Annotated in this window: 14 protein-coding genes and 1 pseudogene; 4 read left to right on the plus strand and 11 right to left on the minus strand. The window is 47.1% G+C overall.

The window, feature by feature from the left end:
• Window positions 1–76: 76 nt before the first annotated feature.
• Window positions 77–1,627 (minus strand): CocE/NonD family hydrolase, encoded by a 1,551-nt coding sequence (locus P3339_RS01635; RefSeq protein WP_282952226.1) that lies wholly within the window; start codon window positions 1,625–1,627, stop codon window positions 77–79.
• A 327-nt stretch (window positions 1,628–1,954) separates the two neighbouring features.
• Between P3339_RS01635 and P3339_RS01640 the strand changes: the two genes are divergently transcribed.
• The 3 genes from P3339_RS01640 to P3339_RS01650 all read left to right on the plus strand — a co-directional run bounded on the left by P3339_RS01640 (window position 1,955) and on the right by P3339_RS01650 (window position 5,887).
• A complete protein-coding gene (locus P3339_RS01640; RefSeq protein WP_282952227.1) occupies window positions 1,955–3,064 on the plus strand; it encodes a hypothetical protein in 1,110 nt (369 codons plus the stop codon).
• Window positions 3,061–3,456: a hypothetical protein gene (locus P3339_RS01645; protein WP_282952228.1), complete on the plus strand. Its 396-nt coding sequence runs from the start codon at window positions 3,061–3,063 to the stop codon at window positions 3,454–3,456. The genes P3339_RS01640 and P3339_RS01645 overlap by 4 nt, the downstream gene beginning before the upstream one ends.
• 235 nt (window positions 3,457–3,691) lie before the next feature.
• Window positions 3,692–5,887 carry a transporter substrate-binding domain-containing protein gene (locus P3339_RS01650; protein ID WP_282952229.1) on the plus strand — a complete coding sequence of 732 codons (2,196 nt, stop codon included), beginning with the start codon at window positions 3,692–3,694 and terminating at the stop codon, window positions 5,885–5,887.
• A 27-nt stretch (window positions 5,888–5,914) separates the two neighbouring features.
• Here the strand turns inward: P3339_RS01650 and P3339_RS01655 are convergent, their stop codons facing one another.
• From P3339_RS01655 to P3339_RS01695, 9 genes and pseudogenes are all read right to left on the minus strand, one after another.
• Window positions 5,915–6,289, minus strand: a complete 375-nt coding sequence (locus tag P3339_RS01655) for a RidA family protein (protein ID WP_020414226.1) — start codon at window positions 6,287–6,289, stop codon at window positions 5,915–5,917.
• Between the two features lie 33 nt (window positions 6,290–6,322).
• Complete coding sequence (locus P3339_RS01660; protein WP_502867325.1) at window positions 6,323–7,018, minus strand: Kelch repeat-containing protein; 696 nt, start codon at window positions 7,016–7,018, stop codon at window positions 6,323–6,325.
• Entirely contained in the window at window positions 6,913–7,350 is a 438-nt protein-coding gene (locus tag P3339_RS01665; protein WP_282952231.1) for a Kelch repeat-containing protein, read from the minus strand. The genes P3339_RS01660 and P3339_RS01665 overlap by 106 nt, the downstream gene beginning before the upstream one ends.
• A 49-nt stretch (window positions 7,351–7,399) precedes the next feature.
• Window positions 7,400–7,861, minus strand: coding sequence for a GNAT family N-acetyltransferase (locus P3339_RS01670; protein ID WP_020414228.1), 462 nt, complete (start codon window positions 7,859–7,861; stop codon window positions 7,400–7,402).
• Between the two features lie 155 nt (window positions 7,862–8,016).
• Window positions 8,017–10,701, minus strand: a complete 2,685-nt coding sequence (gene pepN / locus P3339_RS01675; protein ID WP_282952232.1) for an aminopeptidase N — start codon at window positions 10,699–10,701, stop codon at window positions 8,017–8,019.
• Window positions 10,702–10,923: 222 nt separating this feature from the next.
• Window positions 10,924–12,263 (minus strand): annotated as a pseudogene (gene aptA, locus P3339_RS01680) (omega-aminotransferase AptA).
• Window positions 12,264–12,496: 233 nt separating this feature from the next.
• Window positions 12,497–13,060: a phosphoribosyltransferase gene (locus P3339_RS01685; protein WP_020414231.1), complete on the minus strand. Its 564-nt coding sequence runs from the start codon at window positions 13,058–13,060 to the stop codon at window positions 12,497–12,499.
• An 11-nt stretch (window positions 13,061–13,071) separates the two neighbouring features.
• On the minus strand, window positions 13,072–14,421 hold the full coding sequence (locus P3339_RS01690; protein ID WP_020414232.1) for an NCS2 family permease: 1,350 nt from the start codon (window positions 14,419–14,421) through the stop codon (window positions 13,072–13,074).
• Between the two features lies 1 nt (window position 14,422).
• Window positions 14,423–15,208 carry an outer membrane protein OmpK gene (locus P3339_RS01695; RefSeq protein WP_020414233.1) on the minus strand — a complete coding sequence of 262 codons (786 nt, stop codon included), beginning with the start codon at window positions 15,206–15,208 and terminating at the stop codon, window positions 14,423–14,425.
• An 873-nt stretch (window positions 15,209–16,081) separates the two neighbouring features.
• On the opposite strand from P3339_RS01695, the gene P3339_RS01700 reads away from it, so the two are divergent.
• Entirely contained in the window at window positions 16,082–16,498 is a 417-nt protein-coding gene (locus tag P3339_RS01700) for a VOC family protein (protein WP_020414234.1), read from the plus strand.
• A gap of 971 nt (window positions 16,499–17,469) precedes the next feature.
• On the opposite strand, the gene P3339_RS01705 is transcribed toward P3339_RS01700, so the two are convergent.
• Window positions 17,470–17,832 carry a hypothetical protein gene (locus P3339_RS01705; RefSeq protein WP_282952233.1) on the minus strand — a complete coding sequence of 121 codons (363 nt, stop codon included), beginning with the start codon at window positions 17,830–17,832 and terminating at the stop codon, window positions 17,470–17,472.
• Between the last annotated feature and the right edge of the window lie 44 nt (window positions 17,833–17,876).

A 17,876-nucleotide genomic window follows, 5' to 3' on the forward strand; every position in this document is an offset into this window, starting at 1 on the left:
GTCCTGAAGTGGTTTGATCAACCGCGAGAAGAAAGCCCGGCCGGGAGATCTGCCGGGCTTGTTGCGGGAGGGTTTCTTACAGGTGCGGAACTGTCAGGCTGGAAACCTTACTGCTGCTATAAGGCACTGTGATGGTGTAGTTGGTGTCTTCCGGTTTCTTATAGATAGGGCCCTGGGTATCAATGGCCATAACTACACGGTGGCCGGCAGGTACGTTATAGCTGGTAGTAAATAACTCAACTTCGATTTTTTGCTTCTTACCGGGCTGGTCGGTACGCACTGTAATTGGTGCATGGGTGATCAGGCGGCCAAGGCCAAAGAGGCTGACATCGTAGAGGTGTACGTTGAGTTGAACCTCTTCCTTACTGGGTTCAATCCACATTTCCAGCTTAGGAGCACCGCGGATTTGCAGGGTTTCTGATTGTCTTGGTGACTTGTACTCAATGGCATAGTAACCGTTGATCGCCATCATTGGCGCGTACACTGGGATACCAAAACCTTCGAGGGCATCGGAAATCAATGGGATACCGGTACCAGCAAAGGTATCCCAGCCCCCGTGGAATTCATTACTCCAGCTCCAGCCATCGTACTTGCCGCTCTCCATACTGCCACTGTTAAACATGGTGAAGCGTGGTTGCAGATACCAAGTGGTGCTCTCCTGGGTTACCGGATAGTCTTCATAGTGCTCCAGCTCATTACTGATGCGCACTGTCATATCCACTTTAGGCTCGCGGTTGATGCCGTTGTCTTCGCCTTTCAGGTGGTGATCGAACCAGCGGAAGCTGGTGGACCATATATGGCCATCGTTGCCAGAGAGGGTCTCGGTAATGGCGTGGGTGCCAGGATTCAGCATCAGCTTTTTGGGGCCCTCAAGCAGGGAGTAAAAGTCAGTCATGCTGTTGGGCTTAAACAGATAATCGGCAAAGTTATTAGATACCAGTACTGCAGTGCCGTTTTTGTTCAATTGATCGATGTAGCTGATAGCCGAACGTTTGGCACCGAACTCGATGACCTGCTCCAAATTTTGACCGCTTCGGAGGTCACCCCAGACCTGTTCCAGTTCAGCTTCTTTGTCGAAAGCAGTAGTAACAAGCAAGCTACCCCAAACCAGGTTAACGGTCTCATTGGGGTAGAGGGCTTCAACCACGTCGGCCCAACCGGACAGGGCAGCTACCGCATCAATCCGAGGGTCTTGTGCCGCGCTTAGCAGGGAAATGCCACCTCCATAGGAAATACCGGCCATTCCCAGCTTACCTACAGAATAATTGGATTCTAACCAGTCGATCAGAACACCAACATCGGCAATACTGTTCTCCCCGGCTACGTCTACCAGGCCGCCCGAGTGGCCAAAGCCACGAGTGGAGTAGCTCAATACCAGATAGCCATTCTCTGCGAGCTCTTTGGCCTGGAAATGATATTGGCGTTTCTCAAGGCCCCAGCTGTTGGTGAAGATGACGGTGGGGTAGCCCTCTGCAGGTGCTGGGGTTTCAGGCACAAACAAATTGGCATCGAGTACAGTTCCATCAAAAGAGGTAATATCCAGATCGGAAATATATTCGGGTGCCGACCAGGCATGGGCTGACATCAAGGCGCCGCCAAGCAGCGCCAGTAGTGGTGCAGTTTTCATTATGTTTCTCTCATCAAAGCAGATTAATTATTATTTTTTTGACCATTTTTTAGAAAATGGTCAACAGCGCAATATATAGAAGCTTGTCCTCTATTTGTATGCCAGAAGGGCCAAAATTGAGACGCTTGTCTCTTAGTTTGTCGTTATCCCCTCCAGTTTTTCTGCAACTTGACTACTGAATACCCTGTCCGGCAAGTCACAAAAAAATATGAAAGGTGATGTTTTGTGATCAAATTGTTCTTTTTTTAATCAATTAAAAGCGGTAGTGTATGGGCTTCACTATTTGACCATGGAGGGCTTCATTAACAACGACTGGTGGCCCGAACTATGGTTTCTCGCGCAGCTGTTTTCTTAGTACTTTGTTTCGGATTTGTACTGACCGCCAATGCTGCTCCCCGCTACCTGGGGGAGGAAATTTGGTATGAAGTGGATAGTGAAAATTTTCGAGTCATTACCGATGGTGATCCCAAAGCGGTAAAGACCCTGGTCGCTGACCTGGAACGCTATCGCGCAGTGGCTACAGAGCTTCTGGAGGTAGATCCAAATACCCCAAAACTCACCATTTATGCGGCGGGGGACAGGGATACTTATGCTGGATTGGTGGGTGCTGAACTAGCTGAAATGACTAATGGCCTGTTCGATACTTCCGCCGAAGGTAGCTATGCCCTGGTGAATCTGGATGGCCGCAGCATAAAGAAGCAACTTAAGGCCCGTGAATTCCTTTTCCACGAGTACACTCACTTCCTTTCCTATAACGGCAATACCATCCACTTCCCCTATTGGTACAGCGAGGGCTTTGCCGAGTTTATGGCAACCATGTCTTTCCCCAAGAAAGGCCGCTATGAGCTGGGTGAAATCCCGCAGGAACGCGCCCAAACCTTGATGTATGCAGGCCTGATGCCCCTGGATAGGCTCTTGCGTGCAACTGTTTATAACACCGATGCCGAGGAGAAAGCCGATGTGTATGCCAGCGGTTGGCTCTTGTCTCACTGGCTGATGATGGAGGGAGATAAGTCGGAAGAATTTAAGCAGTTCGTCAAAGCCTATAACGACGGCGCTGACCCGGTGAAATCACTGGAGAAGGCCCTGGGCATGTCGGTTGAAGAGCTTGAAAAAGCATATGTTGCCGCGTTCGATTCTGGTGAATATGAAGTGGTTAGTGGTGAAATCCCCGCGCACTTCAAAGAGGCCAAGCCTAAAGTCAAACGTCTGCCCAAGCGTGAATCCGTGAATATCCTGGCCGGGTTTATCGCCCAGTCTGGTTACAACCTGCAGGCCCTGGATGACCTTCTTTCCTATGCGTACCACGCCGGCATTTACAGCACCCAACTGGCCGCTATTAAAGCCAGTGCGGATCTGCGCATAGGGGATTTCCCCAAGCCAGCCACTTACTCGCCAGTGTGCCTCGCAGCGATCGCCAGCAGCCCTGGTACTTGAGTGCGCACGCGTGGTTGACGGTTAACCAACAGGCTACGGTTCCAAACCATGCGCGTGACCTTCGCAGTCTGAAAAAATCCCGTGAGGAATTTAAATACCTGGTAGACAAAGAACCGGAAAATGCCTCCCATTGGTTCGGCCTGGCAATGGCTATGGAAATGCTGGGTTACCCCCGGGAAGAGTATCTGGAAAAGCTGGAGCAGGCCTATATTCGTGCACCTCGTGAGCTGCATATTGCCCAGTGGCTGGCTGAAGAGCTATACCAACAGAAAGATGCGGAGTACTTTGCGAAAGTGGCAAAACCGCTGATGTTCGAACTCCCTGATGAGGATGAGAACAAACAAATAAAAATGAGATTGGCGGAGCTACAGGGCAAACCTAAATCCATCTAATAAAAATAAGAGGCTCATCGAATAAGAGAGGGCTTGTCACTCCGTGTAAGAGACAACCTACATTCGCCAACGTATATTTGCCCGGCAATTGAGTTTGCCGGGCTTTTTTTTGGGGGGGATCTTTCACCTTAAGCTGGTACGATTTACCTAACAGCGGCCGCTCCAGATGGCGAAGCGCAAACTGCAGCGCGCAGGAAGCGTAGTACGATGCCTAATAAAAGCTAAAAGGTGCACTGTGCAAAGAAGATTGCTTTTTATTTTCCTTTTACTGATCTCACTATTTCTGCTTTTAGGTTGTGAGCAGCGACAGGCCTCTGTCGATGACACTGCCGACACTGATCTGGCAATTTCCCAACAGCCTGCGCCAAATCAGCGGCAAACACAGCTGGTAGAAGCTCCGGTTTTTGAAAACTATGTAGACCTGGGGGATATGCCTGCTTTGAAGGAGAGAGGCGTCCTGCGTCTGCTTGCGCCGAGGGGGCCCCAAGAGGGCTCGCTGCCGCGTATTGGGCTACCTATGAGTGAATGGAGGGAGTTAGCGGAAAAGTTTGCCCACAGTCGGGGCCTTCAACCTCAATGGGTGTATGTGGACAACTTCGCGCAACTGATTCCGGCACTTATTGAAGGTCGTGGCGATGTCATTGCCAGCAATTTTTCCCGAACGCAGGAGCGAAAGGCTGTGGTTTCCTTTACACGCCCCCTGCAGTTTGTCAGTGAGTTATTGGTAACCCGGCGGGATAATGGGTTACAACCCGTGCCGAATAGGCCATTACAGGTTGCTGTGAGGCGTGGCAGCGCCTTTGCTGAGACGTTGATTCATAGCGAGGATGCGCAGAACTATAAAGTTACCTATCTGGATGGCCCGGTAGAGCATGAAGAGCTGCTAACCGCCGTAGCCGAGGGGAGATATCAGGCGACTGTCATTGACAGCAACCAGGTTGATGCGTTTCTTCCAGCTTATCCACAACTGATCAGTAGTTCCAAGCTCAACTCTGAACGAGCTATCGCCTGGGCGGTGCGACGTGATTCTGTGGCCCTCCGTCGAGAACTGAATGAATTTTTTACGGCTGAATTGGTATTGGCCAGCCAGAAGAGGGAGCAGGCTCTGCGTGATTGGCAGGAGATCCTGGAGAGTGGAACCTTGAGAGTGCTCACTCGTAATCATCCCGCCTCTTACTTTATTTGGCGCGGTGAATTAATGGGGTTCGATTATGATTTACTGAAGAAATTTGCCCGTGATCATAAGCTGCGTCTCAGCATGATAGTGCCAGATCCGGATATGGACCTAGCTGATGCGCTACAGGCAGGAATGGGAGATATGATTGCAGCATCTCTTACAATTACCGAGGGTCGGCGTCAACAGGGGTTAGTATTTTCCCGACCAGTTATGGCAGTCAAGGAGTTGTTGGTGGCCGGTCCCCAAGGCGCAAGTGAAAATAACAACTTGACACTGGAGGAGTTGCTGGCCGGGCAGATAGTGGCGGTAAATCCGCAAACCAGTTATCACGATAGCCTGGTGAAATTACTGCAAAAACAGCATGCACAGGAGCTGCTACCTCTTCAGATAAAACGTATTGAAGGCGTTACAACGGAATTTCTCATTGATTCTGTGGCCAGCGGAGCTTTCCCCTACACTGTTGTCGATTCACATCTCGTGGCAATTGAAAGCACTTATCGTAACGATTTTAGAGTAGTCGGCGAACTTCCTGGTGATCGCGATATCGCTTGGGGTGTTCGTGCTAAGCAACCGGTGTTATTGGAGCATTTGAATACGTTCTTAGAAAAACATAATCGTGACCTGTTTTTCAATGTTACCTATAACAAGTATTTTAAAGAACAGAAGCGTATCCTTAAGCATCAGGGACAGCGCCTGCGCAGCACGGATGTATTATCGCCATTTGATCCTATAGTGCAAAAATATACTCAAAATACTGACCGCGACTGGCGAATGGTGGTCGCGCAAATGTATCAGGAAAGCCAATTTAATCCTCAGGCACGTTCATTTGCCGGGGCCCAGGGGTTGATGCAGGTACTTCCTCGCACAGCCCGCCAGCTGGGTATTGGTAATTTATATGATCCGGAAAATGGCATTCGAGCAGGTGTATCCTACCTGGATTGGCTGGATGATCGCTTCCCGCAAAACCTACCTCTCGACCAGAAAATATATTTCACCCTGGCTTCCTATAATGCGGGCCATGGTCATGTGAGAGATGCCAGAAATCTTGCCCAGAGGCTGGAACTGGACCCTAACCAGTGGTTTGGGCACGTTGAGGAGGCCATGCTACTTTTGTCTCAACCTGAGTATTATCGAAGCAGTCGATTTGGCTATGTGCGTGGTAGGGAGCCGGTAAATTATGTGCGGGAAATCAGGGACAGATATATTGGGTACCTAGGTGTTGAGCGTAACCAGTACTATATGGATACACAATAGCAGCCCCTGACCTCCCCGCAGAACGGTTTATGCTATTGCTGCTACCGCTTCAATTTCTATTTTAAGGTCTGCATGCACCAGATTGGAAACCTCTACCAATGAGCAGGCGGGATAGTGACTGTCATAAAAAGAAAATAACTCCTCTCGGATTATACCTAATTTGTCTATCTCTTTTATAAAAATTGTAAGCTTAATTAGGTCTGACTTAGTAAGCCCTTCATAATCCAGAACTTTTTTTAATTGAGAGAGAATTTCTCGTATTTGCTCAGTTAAGTCTTCAGCCTGAGCGTCAGTGCCCATGGCCGTAAGGCCGGAGATATAAAGACTCTTTTCATGAATGACTGCATGAGTCATTGGGCCTTTTGGTTTTGGTAGGAAAGGGTAATCTCTTCTACTTAACATAGTTCTTCCTTCGGGATCTAGTGATTAAATCAGTTATTCTCTCCAGCTCAATTTTACCATGGAACCAAGTGTATCCTGTGGGCCTACTTTGGCGGCGCCGCCAATAATATAGAGGTTGTTACCTATAGTAGCGGCGCCATGACCATGACGTGTTTCATTGAGTTTCGCTTCTTTACCCCACTGATCGCTGAGTGGATCATAGATCCAAATAGCACTGGATACCGTACCTGTCTTCCAGTTGCCATTAGGGCCAAATGCCTCACCTCCGGTAACGACGATTTTTCCGTTAAGTGGCGTTGCAGTAAGACCAGCAAGTGCTTGTGGCAATGGCCTTATCTTTTCCCATTTGTCAAGATTGGAGTCATAAACTTCAAAATACGAAAGATTTTTAGCTTTTTTTGTGCTGTCGCCAACCTGCCGACCACCCACAACATAAATTCTGTTATTGAGACCTGCACCTGCTGCTGAGTTCCTATTGATACTTGGGGGTGCCGCTGTTTCCCAGTGTTTATTATCAACTAATAGATAGTGCTTTTTGCTGTCTCGGTTTTTGGATTCAGAATTGGGGGACTTTCCACCAATAACATGGATTTTCTCCAAGAGTGAGACATGCACACTTTCCGCTATTGGTACTGGAAGTGATGGTGCAGAGCTCCACTGCTCTTTTGCCTCGGATAGCCTCCAAACAGTCTTTTGGGGCTGCCAGGCGTTCCCTTTTTTCCAGTGAATCCACCAATAGCGTATAGGTATTTTGAGTTACTGGCCATGCCGAGGTGGTGCCTCGGAGCGGGAAGTGATGGTCCAGTTCGCCATTTTTGCAGTTTAGGGGAAAAAATGTAGTTCTCCTCTGACGGAGAAAGGCCGAAAAAAGCGGGAGTGGTTGACGGAATAAAGCCACCGGCAACATAGATTTCATTATTGAAGACGGCGGGATAAATTTCTTGTATAGGCGTTTTCAGCCCGGGCATTTGACTTAAAAAAGGAATTGATTTCTCATTTGCTAATGAGTTGTCAACACTGATCCCAGCAAACACCAGAGGTGAAAATCCTGTGAGTTTCAAAAAATCTCTTCTGGAAATAGGCATAATTATTATTAATAGATAATGGTATTTATAATTTTTTACAGAAAAACAAGCTGTGTGGGTCTCTTTTATAGTTGGCAAACGGTGCACAAGGCTCAAAACCATACCGCTGGTAAAGTGCCACTGCGGGTGCAAATGCTGCGCCGCTTCCGGTTTCCAGCTTAACTTCTTTATAGCTCCGAAGCCTGGCTTCTTTAAGTATTTCTTCCAGTACTGCCTTGGCAACTCCAATACGCAGGAAGGACTGACTAGTTTTCATCGATTTTAACTCCCCTTGGAATTGTGCGATTTCCTTGAGGGCTCCACATCCGGCCAGAGTTCCATTGATACGTGCACTCCAGAAGGTAATGGTTGAATCCTGCAAGGCTTTTGGGTCCAATGCATGAACACTTTCAGCTGGGGAGTGCCTATACATTTCCTGTAGGTGAGAGTTCAAGAGCTTAGCAATAGCTCCATCAACAAGATTATCTTTTTCTACAAAAATTTTCATACCTGAAATCCTTTACCTTTTTCAGGGAGTGTACCGCTAGATATAAGCTGAGGACTAATTTTATATCAGTTCGATAATCCAATTGAATAAAAAAGGGCTCTGAGAGCCCTTAAAATAATTTTAGCTGGCAAGTTGTGTGATTAGGGTCAACCTTGCTACCGTTTTACTAAAGCCTGCCCCATTTTGATGCAACGCTCGCTGGTATAGCGATGATTTTTTAATGCCTTGACCAGCGTAGGTTTGAGCTGTTGTTTTTCCTTCAGAGTATCGCTAAGTTTTTGGGCGCCTTCTTTCGAGCACATAAGGGGGAGCATATATGCATAGATACTAATTAACTCTGAGGAATCTTCATTATTGATCTGATCTAAAGCTGAAAATATTCGTTCGCTATTAGTGTTGAAAAGCTCAATCTGTTCTGAGGTAAACAGAGATGAAGTGGCTGTACGAAGTTCGCTCAACTTGAACTTATCTCTATTTAGGATCAAATTATCTAACCATTTCTGTTTAACTGCCGGTGAGGGCCTAACGGCTTCAGCCGCTATAGCATTGAGCTTTGATCGGTCAGAGTTGTCTTGTTTCAACTCTCGGGCAATGGCTTTTTCATAGTCGGCAAAAAGATAACGGTTCTGCAAGCTTATTAATTCCCAGCGCATATCTGGATCTAGTTTTAAACCTTTAACGGAGAGCTCCCCCATTAACAACTGTTTGGCATTATCCAGTGCTGCATTAGAGTGGGCTACATTGGTAAAAGTATCAAACCAAACTTTCTGCTGGTCACTACTGCTGGCCGCTTTTTGAAGTTGTGTCCAGACAAAGTCTTCGATCGCCTGTTGTAGTTCGTTGCGGCGCTCTTTTCCGACCGGAATTTGGTTAAGGTAGCTGTAGACAAAACTTAAATAGCGGGCATTGAGCCGGATGGCATTAATATCCTGTTCCACTGCGCCATTGCTGATAATAAAGCTGATATATTCATCTAAAGGAAGTTTTGTATCATAAGTGCTATCAAACAGACTTTGCCACATCATAAGACGAGCAAAAGGCTGCTGGATAGCATTAATATGCTGAGCCATATTCTTCAGCGTTACCGAATCCAGATTTACTTTCACAAAAGCCCAGTCCCCCTCATTGGGGTAGAGAATTTGCGGGCAGGGCAGCCCTTTGGCATCTTCCACATTAGTTTTGGCACCACTATATAGTACTGGCAAGGTGGCGAAGCGCTTCATATTTTCGCCATCCATACGATAGAGGCCAAGTTGCGTACGCTGTTCTCGTAAGGTGGGATACTCTTGCGGTGCAGTCTGAGTGAGGGTCAAATGACTAATCTGGTTATTTTCACATTGAAAGCTGGCCTCGATGGTATTGAGACCAGCTTGGTAAAGCCATTGCTGTTGCCAGATATCTAAATTAACCCCGGAGGCTTTTCCCAGATGCCCCATGAAGTCGTCAAGTGTTGAGTTTTGGTGGGAGAGCTCTTTCAGGTAATTGCTGACCCCTTTACGGAACTCCTCTTTTCCCAGATAGTAGGGTAGCTGCTTCAACACCGAGCCACCTTTACCGTAGGTAATACCATCGAAGTTGGCAAAGGCTTCATCAGTATTCTTGACGGGCAGCTGGATAGCGTGGGTGGTGGGGCGTTGATCTGAGTGGTAGGCCCACTGTTTGGTACCCAGATAAAAATTCTCCCAGGCATTGGTAAACTCACTGTTCTCCGCCAGGGCCAGGTTAGCCATATAAGTGGCGAAACTCTCATTGAGCCATAGATCATCCCACCAGTTCATGGTTACCAGGTTGCCAAACCATTGGTGAGCCAGCTCATGGGCAATGACATTTGCCAGGCCCATACGCTGTGCCTGGGTTTTTTCCCCGCGTGAAACATAGGCGTCATTAAAAGTAACTGAACCTACGTTTTCCATGGCACCGGCGTTAAAGTCAGGAACAAGGATCTGGTCGTATTTTTTGAAAGGGTAATCTATTTCAAAATATGGCTGGAAGAACTCAAAGGATTGCTTGGTAAAAGTAAACCAATCTTCGGTTTTAACATACTCTGCCAGGCTTTGGCGGGCCATCAGGCGTAGTGGTATGCCGGCAGCATCATCTTCCCAGATATGGTATGGGCCTGCATGAAGAGAAAAAATATAGGAGGAAAATTTTTGCGACTGAGGGAAAAACCAATGCTTCAGCTCTCCTTGCTCCTCTACTCGACTTTCCCTCTCCGCGCTGATAACTACCCAGTCTTTTGGAGCAGTAACATCCAGAGTGTAACGAGCTTTTAGATTTGGTTGATCGAAGTGTGGGAAAAGCCGGTTGGCATCATAGGGCTCAAAGTCAGTATACATATAGACTTTGCCATCTTTTGGATCTTCGAAGCGGTGTAGTCCGGAGCCATTATTGGAATAGGGGTGTTGATAGTTCACTGTAATTGCGTGCTGTCGATTTGGCAGGTGCAATATGGGAACGGTAATGAAGTGGCCGTTATATTCGAACGGAGTTTCTTTGCCATCAACTTTTACCGATTCGACTTTACCACCGGCAAAATCAATAGTGAGAGGCTGCTGTAAAGCTTTTTTGAACTGGATATCAGCGTGTACGGTACCAAAATAACTTTCACCAGTACCATCCAGGTTGACACTCAAGCGGTAATCAACCTCGACCACCTGTTGTTTACGTAATTTGGCATATTCTTCAGAGAGGCCCGATATATTGGCCCTGTGTACCGGCACATAAGTAGTTTCCTTCTGTGCTTGTAAAGTGCTGGATTCCTGGCCGCAGGCGGCCAGTATAGCTGTGCATAGCAGAGCAGCAGTGAGCTTGGGCGGCATCAGCTTACTGGTTTTGATCATTGTATTCTCACGTCTTACTTTTTGTTGCTTTTGTTTTACTAATAGTAGGTGTTCCGCTCATTCCAGCATGTGTGATATAGCTAGGGCCAAATTTTTTTGGGAGCGCCAAATGTCATTGTACAAGGGGGGTAGTTATTACAGTTCCAGCAGCCAGGGTTGTGCGCTGAGGTGTCGGACTTGTGCGGTAGGCTGATGAGGAATAAGGTCAATGTTGAGAAAGGGCTATTTGCCATTGGCTACTTCGAGGATGGATTCTGCTAGGGCATTGACTAAACCATCGATTTCCTCGCTACTGGAAATGAAAGGCATTCCCAGTTGAATCGTGTCTCCTCCATAGCGGATATAGAAGCCCTTACTCCACATTTTCATCGCAATTCGAAAGGGGTGCAGTAGAGGCTCACCAGGAGCAGGTTGAATGGTTAGGCCCGCGGCCAGTCCGCAATTGCGGATATCATGGATCAGGGGGAGTCCTTTGAGCTGGTGAATATACTTCTCAAGCTCATAAGCAAGTTCGGCGGACCGTTTGAACAGGTCCTCCTGCTTGAGGATATTCAAAGTTGCCAGCGCAGAGGCACAGGCTACAGGGTGGCCTGAGTAAGTGTAACCATGGGGTAATTCAAGTTGATAGTCTGGCCCCGCTTTTTCCATAAATGTATCGTATATACCCTGCTGTACTGCGACGGCACCCATAGGAAAAGCGCCATTGGTAAGCTGTTTAGCGGTATTCAGAATATCCGGCACAACCCCGAAAAACTCGGCTCCAGTGGCTGTCCCCATTCTGCCAAAGGCGGTGATAACCTCATCAAAAATCAACAATATCTGGTGTTCGTTGCAGATATCGCGCAGGCGTTGCAAATAGCCCTCAGGGGGTGGAAGTACACCGGCCGAGCCGGCCATAGGCTCAACAATTACCGCTGCTATATTGCTGGCATCGTGCAGGGCAATTAAATCGAGTAACTCATCAGCTAAATGTGATCCCTGTTGTGGCTGTCCACGGCAAAAGCGGTTATCTGGCAAAAGGGTATGTGACAAATGGTCGGAATCGAGTGTGGGGCCAAACATTGCCCGATTGGCACCTATACCACCCACGCTGATTCCACCGAAATTAACCCCGTGATAGCCTTTTATCCGACCGATAAGCTTGGTTTTTGCCGCTAAGCCCCTTTTGCGCCAATAGGCGCGAGCAATTTTCAATGAAGTTTCTGCTGATTCTGAGCCCGAATTAGTAAAAAAATACGGTTCAGGCCCACAGGCATAAATTGGGTGATTCGCTCAGCTAGTTGAAAAGATAAAGGGTGGCCAAACTGAAATGCAGGGGCATAGTCGAGAGTTTTTAGTTGGCGATTAATTGCCTCGGTAATCTCTGGACGATTGTGTCCAGCGCCACAAGTCCAAAGCCCCGAGAGCCCATCAAAGATTGGACGACCATCGGCACTGGTGAAGTAACAGCCCTCAGCAGCAATGATTATTCGGGGATCCCGTTTAAATTGACGGTTGCCTGTGTAGGGCATCCAATGGGAATCGAGTTGTGTCTGGGTTAGCCCTGCGAGTTTGTCGTTCATTTTTATTTTCCGACTTCTGCTCTATTAAATTAATTCTGGACCAAATTTTCTATTTAATAAATTGCCTGAAACTAACTTTAGTTTCATAAGCGGACGCTATTAAGAAAGGTTTGGAGTATGGGCGTGGTGGGGTAGGGCTTGATTGCCGCTGGGAGGCACTACTGGGAGGTTAGGGGGCAGGTGTTGCAGGGAAGTAAAAGATCCGGGGGCTCGGCCCCCGGTCTTGGCCGTGGTTAAACGGCGGTGGCAATCCGGTCTACATAGGGCGCCAGTTCTGGTTTGTTCTCCAGGATTTCTTCCCTGGAGAGGCCGTCAATTTCATGTGGGAAAACCAGCCACTCTTCAGTTTTGTGGATAAAGTAGTCTGGCACACGTTTAGCCTTATTGTTTTTAGGCTTGTAGTAAGGTGTGGCAATTCGAATTTCCGGTGTATTCTTTTTACAGGCCGCACGCAGATCTTCGATAGTTTGCTCAATACTCAGGCCAGAATCGTGCACATCGTCCACGATTAATAGGGAGTCGTGTGACTCAAGGCGCTTGATCAGATAGTTTAAGCCATGAACGCGAACCTTCTTGTCACGCTCGCCGATGCCGAGGTAGGACGAAGTCCGGATTGCGATATGGTCTGCATCCACACCCATCACGTGCAGCAATTCCTGTACTGCGATACCAACCGGAGCGCCACCACGCCATACACCGACAATATAATTGGGGCGAAAGCCGCTTTGATAGATCTGTTCCGCAAGCGCGTAGGAATCCGTTAAGAGTTGCTGTGCGCTGATAAAGTGCTTTTTCATCTATGTACCCCTCAGAAAAAGGCGAACTTGGCAACAAAGAGTGCCGCTAACACGTAGACACTGATACTGACGTCTTTACTGCGCCCACTCAGTGTTTTAATGACTGCGTAGGCGATAAAGCCCAATGCAATACCGTGGGCGATAGAGAAAGACAGCGGCATCATAACCGCAGCAATCACTGCTGGGGCGGCTTCAGTGATGTCATCCCAATCGATAGAAGACAGGCCGGAAGTCATCAGGACACCAACGTACAGCAGAGCCCCGGCGGTTGCATAAGCGGGAATCATGCCGATCAGTGGTGAGAAGAAGGTTGCCAGCAAAAACAGTACGGCACAAACCACAGCGGTTAGACCGGTGCGTCCACCAGCAGTGATACCAGCGGTACTCTCTACATAACAAGTGGTGGTTGAGGAGCCTAAAACAGAGCCGACCACAGAGGCGGAGCTGTCGGCCATCAGGGCTTTGCCCATACCCGGAAGCTTACCGTTTTTGTCCAACAGCTTGGCCCGGTCAGAAACACTCAGAAGGGTGCCTGCGGTATCAAACAAGTCTACAAACAGGAAAGCGAAAATTACGCTGATCATGCCAACTTCGAAGGCACCGGCAATATCCAGTTCGAGGTAGGTGGGTGCCAGGCTCGGCGGCGCGGATACCAGGCCAGTGAACTCAACCTTGCCGATTGCCAGCGCAATAATTGTTACGGCGAGAATACCGATCATCACGGAGCCGAGCATACGGCGGTAAGAGAGGGCCACGATAATAAAGAAGCCCAGAGCTGCGAGCATGGCTTCAATAGATTTGAGATCCCCGAGTGTTACCAGAGTAGCCGGGCTCGCAACAACAATACCTGCGCTTTTCAAAGCGATAATGGCCAGGAACAGGCCAATGCCGGCGGCAAGTGACTGCCGTAGGGAAAGAGGAATACTGTCAATAATCCATTCCCGCAACTTAAAGATACTGAGTAGCAGGAATACCACCCCTGATATAAACACTGCACCCAGGGCCACCTGCCAGCTGTAACCCATCTCGCCGACTACTACGTAGGCGAAGAAGGCGTTTAGTCCCATTCCAGGTGCCAGGGCAATTGGATAGTTAGCGTAAAGTCCCATAATCAGGCAACCAATCGCTGCGGCCAGGCAGGTCGCCATAAATACGGCGCCTTTATCCATGCCGGCAGCCGCCAGGATATTGGGGTTTACAAAAATGATGTAAGCCATGGTTAGGAATGTGGTAACGCCGGCAATCACTTCCCGACGAACATTCGTTTGGCGCTCGGACAGCTTAAACAGCTTTTCCAGCAGAGGGGCCTGGGAGATGCCAGACCCTGTGGTCGCCGATGTTTGGATATCAGTGGGTTTCATATCAGAAGTGGTACTTTACTAACAGGTTTACGTTACGCTCATTGGAATCAACCCCGAAGGAACCATCTTTGATTCCAAACTTGTCATTCCAATGTACATATTCGATACCGGCATATAGGGCTTTAGGCTCGCCCCAATTGGCACCTACATCCCACTTCAGCTGAGAAGTAAAGTTCATGCTGGGGTGTGCATCCTCAGAAGCACTGGTCCAATCAATAAAGCCGTCATACACGAAGCTGGCATCACCCAGGCTAAACGGCATGGCCCAAACGAGGGTCAGCTGTTCGTTGCTGGCTTTGTCGTCGTTGTCGCGGCGATATGCATTCACTTGCACAAAGGAGAATCCTGGAACTGCCACATCGAAACCAAGGCCTACAAGGGTATTGGTGAAATGCGGGCCGGTAGCAGTGAGGCCGTCCGGGTCATCCATATTGCCCAGTTCAACGGTGGAAGCTACTAGTACGTCGGTCACAGGTCCCCAGGCCAGCTCACGGCCACTGAGCTTCCCCAGGCTTAGGCGGGGTGAAATTTCAGCGTAAAGTTCATTGGAACCTTCTTCTGAGTCCAGGTAGTCGGCAAAGATAAATAGATCGCCCCAACTATGGCCGCTGGCGTGCTCAAAAGTTACTACGGAACGCTCGGAATCATCCGTCGAAAGGCTGTAGTTCACTTCATAGTTGCGGCCATACAGCAGGCTCAGACTGTTGTCGCTCCAGGTCATTTCAGCTTGGGCAGCTACAGACAACAGGCCGGTAGCCATTAGTAGCAGGGGCTTGGTTGGTTTCATTCTATTACCTCTGTTACGGCGACAGGCGGAAACCGCACTGGCGGCCGACATTCCGGTCGGCGGAGTTGGTTAAAAAATAGTCGCGGAATGTACCAGAATTTACCGACTGTTTTCCAGTATTTTTTTTGCAGCATTTGCGGCTTTAAAACAGAGGGAAAGCAAATCTGTACCAACGAAATCCGTAATAGAAAAATAAAGTTATCTTTTACTGCTCTCACATACGAGGAGTGGAAAAAAGGTCTAGTGAGGAGTTGGTCTGATTACCAGGGTAGTTAGGTTCGCGGTGATTGATTCAGGTCTTGACCAGCTGGTTTCATTTGTAAAGGTTCATAGAGTAAAAGCACCAAGTTGGTGCATTTATGAATAGTTTCTTTACATAAAGGAAGGAGGAGGGATTTTTGGCCGAGATTCTATAGAAGTTCCCATCAATTAGGGGCTGCCCTTTTGAAATATAAATATTGGTGGGGAGATTGACTTAGAATTCTTTAGTGAAGACTTTATCGGTTATTCCTCGAAACACTTGTGTTACAGTGCACCCCTCATTTAGGAGGATTTTTCAAAGCTTGCTTATTGGCTGTGACCTAGATTTAGTTGTCGGTGATTTTTTGATCATAGGTGGTCTCTGCGCTTACCACTCCTTATAAATAGATGCGTATTTGCAGACGTAAAGAGTGGTTGAAAGCTCTGATTATCCTCCCAGGTGAAAGTAGCTATCGTTGTACTTCGCCTGGTCAAATAAATAAAAAAATGGGGTCAATTGGCTCCGAGTGTGTATATCGGTTGCTCAAGTAATCTAATCATTTTGACATTGGCTTATGACTATATGGTGTCAATTTGTTAGGTAGTAAGGGGCGATCAGTAGTGGGAGGCTATATGAAATCCAATTGTCTGCATCTTGCAATTCCTGCAGGAGATCTGGAGACGGCAAAGAAGTTTTACTGTGATGTTCTGGGGTGTAAAACTGGCAATAGTGAAGAGGGGCGCTGGGTAGATATCGACTTTTGGGGTAATGAACTAACCCTTCACCAAAGCGAAGAAAAATTGCCGAATGTGCGCCACAAAGTGGATATGGGCGAAGTTGCAGTGCCTCACTTTGGCATTCATCTACCAGATGATGAATTCCAAGCCTTAAAAGGTCGTATCGAGGCCGCCGGCCTCGAATATCTGGATAAGCCCTATCGCCGTTTTGTCGGTAATGAATATGAGCAGGAAACCTTCTTTATCGAAGATCCAAACGGAAATGTTTTGGAGATGAAGACTATGGTGAATCCGGAGCTGATGTTTAAATAGAGTTCAGCTTGCTCTCAAAGTATAGAGCTAAACCAGCTCGATAAGATTAACTGTCGGGCTGGTTAAAAAATTCTCTTTCTGGCAGATTGCCAATCTTTATACATTCTCCTACTTCTCAAGTTCATAGCCAACTTGTATTTCTTCAGAGGGAGCCTTGAAGTGATCTTCATTAGGTTGTCTAGCGAATAACTATAAGGTAGTGGTCTGGGTTTGATTCGTTCATCTATAGCAGTAAACCAACTTAATATATCTTATCCACTAATAAGGGGCTGACTTTCAAAATAAAACTAATCTATTCCACCTTGATGAATGCACTGGCTATTTAATGGCGTTAAGTAAGACGGCCACTTATATTGTGTAAGATCAAATGGATTTTCTTTAATACCTTAGTGTAATTCTTGCAGCTGAGCTAAGTCGAAATACCGGTATGTCTCTTCAACCAAGATCTTAGTGTTAAAAAGACTATTATTGATAGGTAAGTCATCCATTGTATGAACATCAATAATAAAATTAAAATACCCACACTTTAAAAGTGACAGTGGTAAACCATTAAAACCCCAACGATTTGAATATAACCTCAAAAAATTAATTCCTGAGAAAAGTTCTCGTTTCCCATTCTTTATAGGCTTCTCAATTGAGCGAAAATTGGAAATGTCAAAAATATTCTGCGAATCAGGTTCAGTTTCCCCTCTTCTCCATAGAAGAATAAGGATCTTGGCTTGGAGGGGCCATAAAGGCTAGCCGGCAGCCGGAGAGATCTTTTTCAATTCCCCTTGTCTTGAGGAAACTTGGTCCCGTTGGATTTCTTGGTGACACTCGGTGATCTTAAGTTTACTATTGTGGCGAATAGCTAATGGTAATTGTCATAGATTATCCCAGTGTTGACTATGTGGTATAAATAAAATATAAAAACTATAAAGCTGTAGTCGTAATTCAATCAGCTTGTTTTGGGTATATTTATCTATATTCTTTTATTCTTCACCAATTAAAATTTTTTGGATTTCTTTCGGGGGTATTCGAGAGGATATCTGTATTTCCTCTTCGGCTGGATAGCTATTTGGCATTAATTTTGGTTGAATGCGATCCTCAAGAAATTTTGTAACCTCTTCGATTGACGCTTTGTGATCATCTTCACTATTTTTTTTACTGTCTATAAACTCTAGGTCACTCCAACTCTGAAGGACATGCTTTGCATTATCAATTTGTTTGCTGGTGCAAGTTAAGATGGGTTTCTCATTAGCATCCAAAAGAGACTGAGTGCGTTTGTATTTCTGTTTATGGTTGGATGTTAGCTCTATTTCAAAAGTGTTCATGATTTCTTGTGTCAGTCTCAAGTAATTTTCTCTTTGTACACTTTGATTTATACGATAAGCATTTC

The organism is Microbulbifer sp. MLAF003, assembly GCF_030012965.1.
In the GTDB taxonomy this organism is placed as follows: Bacteria; Pseudomonadota; Gammaproteobacteria; order Pseudomonadales; family Cellvibrionaceae; genus Microbulbifer; species Microbulbifer variabilis.

What these genes read in the sequence shown, in the direction of transcription:
- P3339_RS01635 (WP_282952226.1), bottom strand. Translation starts at nt 1,627, where the DNA reads ATGAAAACTGCACCACTACTGGCGCTGCTTGGCGGCGCCTTGATGTCA.
- P3339_RS01640 (WP_282952227.1), top strand. Translation starts at nt 1,955, where the DNA reads ATGGTTTCTCGCGCAGCTGTTTTCTTAGTACTTTGTTTCGGATTTGTA.
- P3339_RS01655 (WP_020414226.1), bottom strand. Translation starts at nt 6,289, where the DNA reads ATGTTAAGTAGAAGAGATTACCCTTTCCTACCAAAACCAAAAGGCCCA.
- P3339_RS01670 (WP_020414228.1), bottom strand. Translation starts at nt 7,861, where the DNA reads ATGAAAATTTTTGTAGAAAAAGATAATCTTGTTGATGGAGCTATTGCT.
- pepN (WP_282952232.1), bottom strand. Translation starts at nt 10,701, where the DNA reads ATGATCAAAACCAGTAAGCTGATGCCGCCCAAGCTCACTGCTGCTCTG.
- P3339_RS01685 (WP_020414231.1), bottom strand. Translation starts at nt 13,060, where the DNA reads ATGAAAAAGCACTTTATCAGCGCACAGCAACTCTTAACGGATTCCTAC.
- P3339_RS01690 (WP_020414232.1), bottom strand. Translation starts at nt 14,421, where the DNA reads ATGAAACCCACTGATATCCAAACATCGGCGACCACAGGGTCTGGCATC.
- P3339_RS01695 (WP_020414233.1), bottom strand. Translation starts at nt 15,208, where the DNA reads ATGAAACCAACCAAGCCCCTGCTACTAATGGCTACCGGCCTGTTGTCT.
- P3339_RS01700 (WP_020414234.1), top strand. Translation starts at nt 16,082, where the DNA reads ATGAAATCCAATTGTCTGCATCTTGCAATTCCTGCAGGAGATCTGGAG.